Origin of the sequence: Sphingomonas mali NBRC 15500 (assembly GCF_001598415.1) — a bacterium.
Taxonomy (GTDB): domain Bacteria; phylum Pseudomonadota; class Alphaproteobacteria; order Sphingomonadales; family Sphingomonadaceae; genus Sphingomonas; species Sphingomonas mali.
Genome location: NZ_BCYX01000002.1, coordinates 144,179 through 157,485 on the forward strand (window position 1 = coordinate 144,179; position 13,307 = coordinate 157,485).

10 protein-coding genes are annotated in these 13,307 nt (G+C 62.0%); 8 read left to right on the top strand and 2 right to left on the bottom strand.

Going from position 1 to position 13,307, the window contains the following annotated elements; all coding sequences use genetic code 11:
* The first annotated feature begins 17 nt into the window (after positions 1-17).
* The 8 genes from SMA01S_RS02770 to SMA01S_RS24065 all read left to right on the top strand — a co-directional run bounded on the left by SMA01S_RS02770 (position 18) and on the right by SMA01S_RS24065 (position 10,674).
* Positions 18-1,304, top strand: coding sequence for a serine hydrolase domain-containing protein (locus tag SMA01S_RS02770; RefSeq protein WP_066817061.1), 1,287 nt, complete (start codon positions 18-20; stop codon positions 1,302-1,304).
* Between the two features lie 97 nt (positions 1,305-1,401).
* A complete protein-coding gene (locus SMA01S_RS02775; RefSeq protein ID WP_066817063.1) occupies positions 1,402-3,333 on the top strand; it encodes a bifunctional 5-dehydro-2-deoxygluconokinase/5-dehydro-2-deoxyphosphogluconate aldolase in 1,932 nt (643 codons plus the stop codon).
* Positions 3,300-5,165, top strand: a complete 1,866-nt coding sequence (iolD, locus tag SMA01S_RS02780) for a 3D-(3,5/4)-trihydroxycyclohexane-1,2-dione acylhydrolase (decyclizing) (RefSeq protein WP_218016808.1) — start codon at positions 3,300-3,302, stop codon at positions 5,163-5,165. Before SMA01S_RS02775 ends, iolD begins: the two co-directional genes overlap by 34 nt.
* Entirely contained in the window at positions 5,162-6,055 is an 894-nt protein-coding gene (iolE, locus tag SMA01S_RS02785) for a myo-inosose-2 dehydratase (RefSeq protein WP_066817065.1), read from the top strand. Before iolD ends, iolE begins: the two co-directional genes overlap by 4 nt.
* Entirely contained in the window at positions 6,052-6,879 is an 828-nt protein-coding gene (gene iolB, locus SMA01S_RS02790) for a 5-deoxy-glucuronate isomerase (protein ID WP_066817067.1), read from the top strand. Before iolE ends, iolB begins: the two co-directional genes overlap by 4 nt.
* A complete protein-coding gene (locus SMA01S_RS02795; RefSeq protein ID WP_084250009.1) occupies positions 6,827-7,831 on the top strand; it encodes an alpha/beta hydrolase in 1,005 nt (334 codons plus the stop codon). Before iolB ends, SMA01S_RS02795 begins: the two co-directional genes overlap by 53 nt.
* Before the next feature lie 19 nt (positions 7,832-7,850).
* Positions 7,851-9,506: an AMP-binding protein gene (locus SMA01S_RS02800; protein WP_066817070.1), complete on the top strand. Its 1,656-nt coding sequence runs from the start codon at positions 7,851-7,853 to the stop codon at positions 9,504-9,506.
* A 262-nt stretch (positions 9,507-9,768) separates the two neighbouring features.
* Positions 9,769-10,674, top strand: coding sequence for a MurR/RpiR family transcriptional regulator (locus tag SMA01S_RS24065; RefSeq protein ID WP_084250010.1), 906 nt, complete (start codon positions 9,769-9,771; stop codon positions 10,672-10,674).
* 70 nt (positions 10,675-10,744) lie between these two features.
* Here the strand turns inward: SMA01S_RS24065 and SMA01S_RS02815 are convergent, their stop codons facing one another.
* Positions 10,745-11,437, bottom strand: a complete 693-nt coding sequence (locus tag SMA01S_RS02815; RefSeq protein ID WP_066817078.1) for a nitroreductase family protein — start codon at positions 11,435-11,437, stop codon at positions 10,745-10,747.
* The gene (locus SMA01S_RS02820; protein WP_066817080.1) at positions 11,434-13,107 is read right to left on the bottom strand and encodes an AMP-binding protein; all 1,674 of its coding nucleotides are present in this window, start codon (positions 13,105-13,107) and stop codon (positions 11,434-11,436) included. Before SMA01S_RS02820 ends, SMA01S_RS02815 begins: the two co-directional genes overlap by 4 nt.
* Between the last annotated feature and the right edge of the window lie 200 nt (positions 13,108-13,307).

Consider the following 13,307-nt stretch of genomic DNA (forward strand, 5'->3'; position numbering starts at 1 on the left):
AAGGCGGAGAGAGGGCGATGGCGAGCGAAAGCGCCGGTTTGACATCAGAACCAACTGCATCGCCCGAACGGGATTGGTCTGCGGTCGATGCGCTGGTCGGCGACGCGGTCGATCGCAAGCTGTTGAGCGGGGCAGTGACGATGGTGTGGCAAGGCGAAGCCGTTGCACATTCCTCCGCGATCGGTTGCCAGGACATCACCGTCGGCACGCCGATGACGGAAGACTGCATCTTCCGCCTCTTCTCAATGACCAAGCCGGTCACCGCCGCCGCCATGATGATCCTGTGGGATGAGGGCAAATGGTCGCCAGCAGATCCTATCGCCAAGCATCTTCCGGAACTTTCGGACCTGAAGGTGATGGCTTTGCGGGATAGCCGAGAAGTCGGCCCACTAAGCAATCCCGAAGCGCCGCCGACGATCGAGCATCTCATGACGCATCAGGTGGGCTTTTCGTACGGTTTTACTGACGAGCCGATCGATCACTCCTATCGCGCCGCTCGCATTCCGATCGTCCCGCATGACATCACCGCCGAAGAATATCTCGCACGGCTCGCCACGGTTCCGCTCGCGTTCGAGCCGGGCTCTGGCTGGCGATATAGTGTGGCGATGGACGTCCAGGGGATCATTATCGAGCGCCTGAGCGGCATGCCCCTGCGTGACTTCATGAAGAGGCGTATCTTCGACCCGCTAGGGATGAACGACACCGACTTCCTAGTGCCGGATTCCAAGCGCGAACGCTTCGCGACGCTTTACACACTGGCGGACGATTTGCTCGTCGAGATGACCGTCCAGGGTGAATTGTCATTCGACAATGAGAATACCATCGCACCGGCGGCCAGTGAACTCGTGCTGCCGTACAACGAAGCTCCCCTCCTCGCTTCCGGCGGCGCAGGCCTCGTGTCGACCGCGGCGGATTATCTTCGTTTCGGCCGCATGCTGCTGAGCCGCGGAGAACTCGAAGGAATGCGCATCCTCAGCGACGCCGCGGTCGACTTCATGACCCGCAGCCATACACCCGTCCAATTGCTGACGGGCACGTTTGGCACGCCACCGCACATGCTGCGCCGGGGTTATGAATACGCGTATAACGGCGTTGCCGTGACTGACCCGGCCGCTGCTGGCGTGAGACTCGGGCGCGGCACCTATCTTTGGGACGGTGCGGCCGGCTGCTGGTTCTGGGTCGACCCGGCGAACGATCTGGTGTTCGTCTGCATGGTTCAGTTGTTGACCGACGCGGACCGTCTCTCGCTTCAGTTCCGGAGCAGGGACATCGTCGCCGCCATCCTCGCCGGACGGCAGAAATGAGGCCGGGCGAGGCTCGCACCAGGAAGAACTCTGTTCGGGTTACGAGCCGGCCAGAGGAGGTCGTCGTGAGAACGCTCTGTGAGATGGGGGACATTCAGTGACTAGCGGCCAAGCCGGAAACCATGCGCTGGATCTCATCACGATCGGGCGATCGAGCGTCGACCTTTATGGCGAGCAAATTGGCGGGCGCCTGGAGGACATGCGCACCTTTGCAAAGTATATTGGTGGAAGCCCGACGAACACCGCGGTCGGCGCGTCACGCCTGGGGCTCAAGGTTGGAATCATCACGCGTGTGGGCGCTGATCACATGGGGCGCTTCATACGCGAGGAATTGATCAAGGAAGGTGTCGACGTCACGGGCGTGATCAGCGATCCCGAACGCCTTTCAGCGCTCGCCATGCTGGGTATCCGCAATCAGGACAGCTTTCCCCTCATCTTCTACCGCGAGAATTGTGCCGACATGGCGCTGTGCGAAGGGGATATCGATCCGGCATTCGTCGCGTCAGCCGGTGCATTGCTCATCAATGGCACGCACCTTTCGCGCCCCGACGTTTACGCGGCCAGCCTGAAGGCCGCGCAGACGATGAAGGCGGCGGGCGGCCGCGTCATTTTCGACATCGACTATCGACCGGTCTTGTGGGGACTTGCGTCAAGGGGGAACGGTGAGGATCGTTTCGTGGCAAGCGACCGCGTCACCGCAGAACTGCGGCGGGTCTTGCCGCTATGCGACCTAATCGTCGGCACCGAAGAGGAAATCCACATCCTCGGCGGCAACACCGACACGATCGCGGCGCTGCGTGCCATTCGAGGCGACAGCAGCGCGCTGCTGGTGTGCAAGCGTGGAGCCGAAGGCTGCGTGGCTTTTCCTGCGGATATACCCGACAACCTCGCCGACGGCATGGCCGCGCAAGGCTTTCCCATCGAGGTATTCAATGTCCTGGGGGCTGGCGACGCCTTCATGGCCGGGTTCCTGCGCGGCTGGCTCCGCGGCGAGGCGATCGATCGCTGCTGCACCTATGCCAATGCGTGTGGCGCGCTCGTCGTATCCCGGCACGGCTGCGCGCCGGCGGCGCCGAGTTGGGAGGAGCTTAGCCAGTTCCTCTCGCGCGACGATTGGCCCTGCCGGTTGCGCGAAAGCGCGGTTTTGGAGCACACCCATTGGGCAACCAACCGGCAGTCAACTTTTGAAGAATTGACGGTTCTGGCCATCGACCACCGCAGTCAGTTCGACGAACTCGTGGAGACGCTCGGCACGCGAAACCACGACCGGATCCCTCAGTTCAAGGAACTCGCTCTTCGGGCGCTCGCGCGTGTGGCGGCCAGCAATCCGGGCTTTGGTCTCCTCGCTGACGGGCGGTACGGAATGCGCGCGCTCGAAGCCGCCGCCGAAACATCCTATTGGGTCGGTCGCCCCATCGAGCTTCCCGGGTCCCGGCCTTTATTGTTCGAAGGCGGCCGGGAGGCTGCGACCGTCTTGGCTGACTGGCCGGTCGATCAGGTCGTGAAGTGCCTCATCTTCTATCACCCGAACGACCCCGTCGAGTTGCGCGATGCGCAGGACCGCCAGATCCTTCGACTGTTTGAGGCATGCCGCCATACGCGCCACGAACTGCTCCTCGAAATTATCGCATCTAAGTATGGACCAATCCTGGTGGACACGGTCGCTCGGATCGTGGAGCATGTCTACGACCTCGGAGTATATCCGGATTGGTGGAAGCTCGAGCCGACAGTCGAAGCGGCAGCGTGGACGGCGGTCGAGAACGTGATCCAGACACGTGACCCACATTGCCGCGGTATCGTCTTGCTCGGCCTGGCGGCGGCGCCCGACGAATTGCTGACGAGCTTCTCCGCGGCGGTAACGAGCCCGCTGGTCAAAGGTTTTGCGGTCGGGCGCACGATCTGGGCCGCGCCGGCCACACGATGGCTCAAGGATGAAATCGATGACGAGCAGGCCGTGACGGAAATGGCTACCAACTTCGCCGTCTTGGTCGACGGATGGCGAAGCTCGCGGCGGATGCAGGCGGCGTGATGGCGCAGACGACTCGACTGACCGCGGCGCAAGCGCTCGTCCGCTGGATGTCCGTTCAGAGAGTGGAACTCGACGGTGCGGACAAGCCGTTCTTCGCCGGAGTTTGGGCGATCTTCGGCCATGGCAACGTTGCCGGGATCGGTGAAGCCCTTGCCGATATCGGAGACGCCCTGCCGACGTACCGCGCGCATAACGAGCAGGCCATGGCACATGCCGCGATCGCGTTCGCGAAAGCCAATCGCCGCGAGCGGGCAATGGCATGCACGACATCGATCGGACCAGGCGCGACCAATTTGGTGACTGCCGCGGCGCTGGCACATGTCAACAGGCTTCCCGTACTGTTGCTGCCTGGCGACGTCTTTGCAAGTCGTCGGCCCGACCCCGTCCTTCAGCAGATCGAAGACTTTGGCGACGGCACGGTGAGCGCGAATGATTCCTTGCGCCCCGTGAGCCGGTATTTCGACCGCATAGCGCGACCCGAACAGATCCTCGACGCGGCGCCTCGCGCCATGGCAGTGCTGACCGACCCAGCGATGTGTGGCCCGGTAACGTTGGCATTCTGTCAGGATGTGCAAGCCGAAGCCTTCGACTATCCGGACGCGTTCTTTCAGCGGAGGGTCTGGCGGCAGCGTCGGACGCGGCCCGACGCGATGGAACTCGACGCGCTGGTCGAAGCGATACGTTGCGCGAAGCGGCCGCTGATCGTCGCCGGTGGCGGCGTCCTCTACTCGCGCGCCGAGGCCGCACTCGCATCGCTGGCCGCGGAGACGGGCATCCCGGTCGCGGAGACCCACGCCGGGAAAGGAGCGCTTGTTTGGGATCATGGCCAGGCGCTCGGTGCCATCGGCGTGACGGGAACGAGCGCCGCAAACCGCGCGGCCAAAGAGGCGGATCTCGTCATCGCGATCGGCACTCGGTTGCAGGATTTCACCACCGGCTCGCGGACGCTGTTCGCCGGAAAATTGGTTCAGGTGAACGTTGCGAGCGCTGACGCTATTAGGCACGGCGCGCTAGCGGTGGTCGGCGATGCCCGCGAGGTGATCGCCGCGCTCGCCGAGCAGCTTCGCGGCTGGCAAGCACCGGACAGATGGCAGGCGGCGAATGCTGCCGCCGTTGCTGATTGGAACCGGTCGTTCGACGCGGCCACGATGCCAACAGGCCGGCTTCCCTCCGATGCGGAGGTCATCGGCGCGGTATGGCGGCAGGCCGCGGACGACGCGATCGCGGTCTGCGCCGCCGGCGGATTGCCGGGAGAACTCCACAAGCTGTGGCGCACGAAGGCGCCGGGCGGTTATCACGGCGAATATGGCTTCTCGTGCATGGGCTATGAAATCGCTGGCGGTTTGGGTGTCAAGATGGCCGAGCCCGAGCGGGAGGTCTTCGTCATGGTTGGTGACGGAAGCTACCTGATGCTCAATTCCGAGCTCGCGACGTCGGTGATGCTCGGGCTCAAGATCACGGTCGTGCTACTCGATAACGGTGGCTTTGGCTGTATTAACCGGCTGCAGCAGTCGACCGGCGGACGTCCGTTCAACAATCTGCTCGCGGATACCCGGCACGTTACGCTGCCGCCGATTGACTTTGCCGCGCACGCGCGCAGCCTTGGCGCAGCGGCCGAAAAGGTGTCAGGCATCGCTGCGCTTGCCGAGGCGCTCACCCGGGCTGCCGCCGCGACGACGAGCTACGTCATCGTCATCGAAACCGATCCGGCCCTCACGACCGAGGCTGGTGGTCATTGGTGGGATGTTGCCGTGCCGGAGGTTTCCGCAAGCAGCGAGGTTGTCGCCGCACGCGCGCGGTACATGGCGTCCATAAAGGAACAGTCGCGATGACAATTCGCTGGGGTGTCAGCCCGATTGCCTGGGCCAATGACGATATGCCTGAACTAGGCAAAGATACGACGCTCGACATGCTCCTGAACGACGTCCGCGAAATCGGCTTCGAGGGCGTAGAATTGGGCCATAAGTTTCCGCGCGAAGCCTTTGCCCTGAAGCCGATCATGGCCAATTATGGCCTGGATATCGTCGGAGGCTGGTATTCCGCGAGCCTGCTCGTTCGCGATGCCGACGCCGAGATCGCCGCGCTAGCCGATCACCTCGCTCTGTTGGAAGCGATGGGATCGACCGTTTTCATCCTGGCCGAAACTTCGAACGCGGTGCATGGCGACCGTTCGAGCCAGCTCGACTCCCACCCACGGCTTTCTGAGGACGAGTGGCGGCGATTTGGCGCGCGCCTTGACGCAGTAGCGGCCCATGTCAATAAGCGCGGCCTGCGGTTCGCCTATCATCACCATCTTGGGACCGCGGTGGAAACCGACGCCGACCTGCGTCGCTTCTTCGATGTCACGGACAGCCAAGTCGGCCTGGTGCTCGATACCGGACACGCTTTCTATGGGGGCATCGATGCCGTCAAGATCGTCCAGGAGCGGCCGGAGCGCGTGAATCACGTCCACTGCAAGGATGTGCGCGTCGCCGAGCACGAACGTTTGCTTGCCGACGGTGCGAGCTTTCTGGATGGGGTCGTCGGCGGAATGTTTACAGTTCCTGGCGACGGCGACTACGATTACCGGCCGTTTCTGCATGCGCTGGCCTCGATCGACTATGCGGGCTGGATCGTCATCGAGGCGGAGCAGGATCCGGCCACTGCCGAGCCGCGCACCTATCAGCAGCTTGGACTCGACACGTTGAAGCGCTTGGCGCGAGAGGCGGGCATGACCGTATGAACCTCAAGGTCCGCAGCCAGGAACCCGACGCGCACGGCGTGGTGCTCGATATCACTCCCGAGAATGCTGGCTGGCGCTATGTCGGATTCAGAGTCATCCAGCTGGAGGCGTCCGCTGCCTACGAGGGGTTCGAGGCGCGCCGAGAGGCGTGTGTGGTGATCCTATCGGGCACGGTCGATATAGCGGTCGGCGGCGTCCAGTTCGACAATTTAGGTAATCGCGCGAACGTCTTCGCAGGCCCGCCTACGTCGGTCTATGTGCCCGCGGGCCTATCCTACCGGATCCGTGCTCAAAGCGCGGCCGAGATTGCCATCTGTACAGCACCCGGCAGCGGCAAGGGGCCGCCACGCGTGATTGCGCCAGGCGACGTCCGGCTCGAGACGAGGGGACAGGCGGCAAATACTCGTCACGTCCGCAACATCCTCGACGACGAGGCCGAGGCAGAAAGCCTGCTGGTGGTCGAAGTCATTACACCTGGCGGGCATTGGTCGAGCTACCCGCCGCACAAACATGATCGCGACGCCTATCCGGAAGAAACCTTCCTCGAGGAAACCTATTATCATCGACTGTCGCCGCCGCAGGGTTTCGCGTTTCAACGCGTTTATACCGACGACCGATCGATCGACGAAGCCGTGGCCGTTGAGGATGGAGACGTGGTCAAGGTGCCCCGCGGCTACCATCCGGTTGGGGCGCCATACGGCTACGATCTCTATTATCTGAACGTGATGGCAGGTCCACGGCGCCATTGGGTGTTCGTGAACGACCCGGATCATGACTGGATTGTCCGTTCGCCACCCCAAACCAATCAACCCTCAGGACAATAACGCCATGGCTCTCGACCCCGTACTTCAGCAGATGTTGGATCAGATTCCGCCGCCAGCCAGCGGCGAGCTCGATATCCCCGCACTGCGCACAATGACTGCCGGCATGGTCGCACTGGGATATGGGCCCGAAGGGCCGATACCCGTGGCAGCCGTCGAAAACGTCGAACTGACCGGCGCGGGTGGTGCCCTACCAGTTCGTATTTTCCGTCCGTCCGGCACGCCTCAAGGCACGCTTCATTATCTTTACGGCGGCGGGTGGTGCGTGGGCAATATCGACCTGATCGAACCCATAGCCCGACGCCTCACTCGCGACCTGTCGATGGTCGTGGTGACCAGTGGCTATCGCTTGGCACCGGAAGAGCCGTTTCCTGCCGGTTTCGACGACAGCATCGCAGCCTCGCATTGGGTGCTCGGTCATTTGGATGAACTCGGCGGGACCGATCGTCCGGCGGTGATAGGCGGCGAGAGTGCGGGAGCCAATTTGGCCGCCGCCATTGCCATGGCGTTGCGCGACGAGCATGCCGAGCGGACCTTTGACGCCCAGCTGCTTTTCTTCCCCGCCGTCGATCTGCGCGACGAAGCCGCCGACTATCCCTCACGGCATGCGAATGCCGACCCGACACTACGAAGCGAAGTACTTCCTGAACTTTACGGACTCTATGCGGGCGGGCACAATGTTGCCGACCCGCGCATCTCGCCGGCGGTCGCGCAAAGTCTCGACCGACTGCCGCCGGCGGTGATTGTCGTGTTGACAGTGGATCCGTTGCGCGATGAGGCGGTCGCCTATGCCCGCCGGATGCAGGACGACGGCGTTGCGGTAGACCTTATCGAGTTTGAGCATCTGGTCCACGGCTTCCCCGGATTTTCGGCGCTAGTGCCCGCTGCCGCAGAAGCGACCGCGACCGTTGTCGCCCATCTCAAGAGATTGCTCGAAAGCGTAACGACCAGGTGACGCCTTCGAAGGGATCAGTATGTCCGAGCAGCCTTCGACTAAGTTGAGCTACGTGAAGGGAACCACCGCCGTTCCCCTCATCGAGCACACGATCGGAAAAGCGCTGGACCGGGCGCGAGCCGAGTGGCCCGAAGAGCTAGCGATGGTATCACGACATCAGGGCATCCGATGGACTTGGCAAGAATTGGCTGATGAAGCTGACTCCGTGGCCTGTGGCCTGCTGTCACTTGGTGTCACCTGTGGGGACAGGGTCGCCATCTGGTCCCCAAACCGCGCCGAATGGGTGGTTTTGCAACTGGCGACGGCGCGCATCGGCGCCATCTTGGTGAATATCAATCCCGCCTACAGGGTCACGGAGCTTGAATATGCGCTCAACAAGGTGGGCTGCTCCGTCCTGGTTACTGCTCCCTCCTTCAAGACGACCGACTATGTTCGCACGATCCGCGAACTGCCCCCTGCCCGCCTTCCGCTGCTCCGGACCTGCATCTCCTTGGGTGACGAGGAGCACGATGGCTTCCTACCATGGTCGGCGCTCCGATCGCCCAAGGCCCCAGATCTTCTCGCGCAGACGGAGGCATGCCTCTGCCCCATCGATCCGATCAATATACAATTTACCAGTGGTACTACCGGGTCGCCCAAGGGCGCGACATTGTCGCATCGAAATATACTGAACAATGGCTACTTTGTCGGCCGGCAAATCGGGCTGCAGCCCCACGACCGTATCTGCATCCCCGTGCCATTGCACCATTGCTTCGGGATGGTCATGGGCAATCTTGCCTGCCTGACGCATGGCGCCGCCATGGTTTATCCCGACGAGAGCTTTGATCCGCTTTCGGTGCTGAGATCGGTAGAGGCTGAGCACTGCTCGGCTCTTTATGGTGTACCGACCATGTTCATCGCCATCCTCAACCACCCCGACTTCGACACGTTCGATCTCTCATCGTTGCGGACCGGCATCATGGCAGGCTCACCATGTCCCGAAAAAATCATGCGCCAAGTGATCGACAGCATGCATATGAGCGAAGTAACCATCGCTTACGGCATGACCGAGACGAGTCCGGTCAGTTCTCAGACCGACCGGGACGATCCGCTGCAGGAGCGGGTCACCACCGTCGGACGCATTCAGCCTCATCTCGAGATGAAGGTCGTCGACAGCCAGGGCGAAACGGTCCCGCGCGGGGTGCCCGGTGAATTGTGCACGCGCGGATATTCGGTCATGCGGGGCTATTGGGACGATCCCGAGCGGACGGCCGAGGCCATCGATCCGGAGGGCTGGATGCACACCGGGGACGTCGGCACGTTGGACTCCAACGGCTATTGCCGAGTTACGGGCCGGCTGAAGGATATGCTCATCCGCGGCGGAGAGAACATCTACCCACGCGAGATCGAAGAGTTTCTGATGCGCCATCCCGCCGTCATCGACGTCCAGGTGGTAGGGGTGCCCGACGAGAAATACGGTGAGGAAGTCTGCGCCTGCATCATCATGAAGGATGGATCGGAGGTTCTGCCAGAGGATATCCGAGCATTCTGCCGCGGTCAGATCGCGCACTACAAAGTGCCGAGACATGTCGTCTTCGTCGGGGAATTCCCGATGACGATCAGCGGGAAAGTACAGAAGTATGTGCTGCGCGAAGAGGCTGCGGCTCTGGTGACGGACGCGAACGCGGCGCGCTGAACTGATATCGATCTGACGATCGTTGCAAACCTCGTGACGGCGGGACAACCGATGAAACCTTCCACCGATCGTGCTCGCATCGCCCGCGTCGCGCCGCGTGAGACAAGTTGCGGCTGGGGTCGTTTTCAGCGTCGCTGAATCGGCGCCGGCCCGGTGCGGTGCGGCGCCAGGCCCGACTCTTGGAACGGCGGGCAGAACCAGTTACTCATATGGATATCCTTTGGAAAAATGTTTCCAGCCAAGCGCAAGGAATGGATGCCAGATGGAAGAAAAAGTTTCACCACCGCGAGACCTCGACGAATTTCTGAGTGCAATTCGCGATCGCTACGACGAGTTGAGCGATCGGCTGCAGCGGATCGCCCGCCACATCGTCGACGAACCCAATGATGTCGCTTTCGAGACGCTCGCGGTCATCGCGGAGCGGAGCAATGTTCAACCTTCGGCCATCGTCCGTTTTGCCCAAGCTTTTGGTTTTTCCGGCGCAAGTCCCATGCAGCGGCTGCTCCGGGAAGGCCTGTTGCGAGAAGACCGTTCCCTAGGTTACGCCGAGCGTGTCCGGCAACACCGTTATGCCGTTGCCGAAGAAGTTGAGGGTCCGCGGCAACTTCTCTCCGAGTTCGTCGAAGGCAACATCCTGGCGCTCGAAAACCTCAACCACGCACTTGGAATGCGCGAGCTTTCCGAAGCAGTCGATCTGCTGGAGAGCGCCGGCACGGTATTTATCGTCGGCTTTCGCCGGTCCTTCCCGGTCGCATCCTATCTTGCTTATCTGCTCGCCCAAACCGACAAACGCACGGTATTGGTAGACGGTCTCGCGGGTCTCCAGCTTCAGCAAACCCGCGGTCTCGATGCCAACGACGTCCTCGTCGCAATCAGTTTCGCGCCCTATAGTCCCGAAACCGTCAGTCTCGTTGAACATGCCAAGGGCCGCTGCCCGGTTATCGCGGTCACCGACAGTGTCATTGGTCCTGTCGCGAAGGAGGCGAGCCTTGTGCTGCAGGTCCGGGAGTCGGAAGTGCGAGGATTCCGGTCGTTGGCCGCATCTATGTGCCTTGCCCAATCGCTCGCCATCGGCCTCGCAGTGCGAAATGCGGAGCGCTTGCCCGCGGCCGACATGAAGACGGTCGACGCCGGTGGCGCTCAGCCGGCCCATATCGCTCATCCATAAGGCGAAAGAAGCATTCCAACGCGAAACATCGCGGGGCGCCAGTGGAGCGGCGCTTCGCAAGCGGTTGGCGTCACCCTGTGTGGAAAGTGGCGAATTCATCCACGGGCACGCGCTCGGTTACGAGTGAGTTTTCCGGTGCGTCGGGGTCGACGTAACCAAGCGCCATGCCGGACAGCAAAATGTGATTCTCCGGAATGCCGAGTTCTTTGTGCACCACCCCGCCAACGTCGCACCAGGCCTGCTGCGGGCAGGTTTCCAGCCCGACCGTGCGCGCGACAGTCATCACGTTCTGCATGAACATGCCCATGTCGAGCCATGACCCAAGCGTCATCTCGCGCTCCATCGTGAAGAAGAGGCCGACGGGCGCGCCGAAGAATTCGAAATTGCGCAGCATGGCGTTTTTTCGTGCGGCCCGGTCGTCACGTCCAATGCCGTATAGCGCATAGAGATCGTGCCCGAGTTTTCGCCGTCGCGACAAATAGGGCTCTTGCATGATTGCCGGTAGATATTGGTATTCGAGACCGATCTCACCCACTTGGGCGGCCTGCATGGCCGCGCAGGACAGCCGTTCGCTCGCGGCGCCCGTCACAACGTGCACCAGCCAGGGCTGGGCATTGACGCCCGACGGTGCGCGGGATGCAGCCGCGAGGACGGTGGTAATCTGTTCTTTGGCGACAGGTGTCGGCAGAAAGCGTCGAACCGACCGGCGCCCCACCACTGCGTCGAGGGCCGAAATGCGATTCTGGAGCATGTCGCCGCTCATATGGATGGCGCGACACGGCTCGATTCAAGTTCCGCACGTCGCTGTTGCTTCAACAGAAAACGCTGGATTTTCCCCGAAGGCGTCTTGGGCAGCGTTTCGACGAAATGCACCGCGCGCGGATAAGCGTGCGCTGCATAGTGCGTCTTGACCCATTGCTGGATCTCGAGCGCGAGTTCCGTCGAGGCGGCGTCCGGCTTGCGAAGCACGACATAAGCTTCGATGACCTCGCCGCGAATATCGTCGGGCACAGCAATTACGGCGGATTCGCTGACCGCCGGATGCGTGGCAATCACCGACTCTACTTCGAACGGACCGATGCGGTAGCCGGCCATGATGATCACGTCGTCATCGCGCGACGAGAAGTGAAAATATCCGTCCTCGTCCATCCGTCCGACGTCTCCGGTCAGATACCAGCGCCCGTTGCCCGCAAACCTTTCCGCGCTCTTGTCGGGCTCGTTGAGATAGCCATCGAACCATGCCAGCGGGCTTTGCGTGAGATCCATCGCGACACGCCCGATGTCCCCGCGAGGAGCGAGTGTATCGCTGTCGTCACGAAGGATGACCGCTGTCCAGCCCGGCATGGCCTGACCCATCGAACCTGGCTTCAGCGGCCGCCGCAGCACGGCGTTGTGGTGATTGTTGATCAACATGCCTGCTTCGGTCTGGCCGTAATGGTCGTAGACCGACACACCCAGGACGGACGCTGCCCAATCGTTTATTTCCGGCGTCAACGGTTCGCCCGCGCTCGATGCGCAGCGGAGGTGGATTGGAACGGCCGGGGCCGTGGACGATCGCAGCGCCCGGTAAACCGTCGGCGCCGCTGAGAAGTTGGTAACGCCCTGATCGGCCAACACCCTAAGCGTTACCTCAGGCGAGAAACCGCCCTCCTGCAGCAGGCTGGGCGTGCCGGTGGCGAGCGAGCCCAAAATTCCAAAATAGAGGCCGTAAGCCCAGCCTGGATCTGCCGCGCACCAGTAGAGGTCGGTGGGTTTGAGATCGAGCGCGAACTCCGCATACGCACGAAACGCGGCAAGGGCCCGCACAGGCACCACTACAGCTTTGGGCGTGCCGGTCGTGCCCGACGTGTAGATATGGATGAGCGGCGCATCACCACCAAGTGTCGCAGCTTCGAAGCCTGGCGGCGCCCTGTCGATCAAGGTGTGGAATTCGAGCGCCCGCGCATCCCCGTCGCCGGTGGTGATGACCCGCCACGGCGCATTATTCGGCATGGAATCGCCGGGCCGGAGCTTATTGCGCTGGGCGGCGTCGCAGACCACAATCCTGGCGCCACTCCCCACCAATCTCAGGGAAATTGCTGGTGGGGCAAGGGCTGTAAACAAAGGAACATGGACGGCACCCAGCCGCCAGATGCCCATAAGGGTGACGAGGTATTCGCGGCTTTTGCCCATTAAAGTTGCGACGCGGTCACCCCCTCGAACGCCCTGTGCGGCAAGGACCGCCGAGAATCGTTCGGACTCCATTCTAAGCGTGCCGTAGCTGATGTCGCGTGCGCCCAGATCGCGGCCGATGACACGATAGGCCAGCGACATCGGATCATGCCGATCGCACAGAAGCTCGGCAGCGGAGACCCGGGGATCGCCATAGAGCGCTATCAGCTGTTTAATTCGGTCGTCGAGCACAGAAGCTGGGGAACCAATATTCTCAGTCATGCCTAACCGCTCCCGGCGAGTGCCGTTACTTGACCATCGCACATATCGGGCCGGCTCCGCCGATGACCCGTCATTCGCGAACAATGCCGCCTCTTGCACGCACGGACGCTGCCATCGTGCGCCGAGGTTTTTTCCTATCCACAGGCTCAAAATGACGACGGCTTCGCTGAGCGGAGACCGCTTGCACGCTGATACCTAGA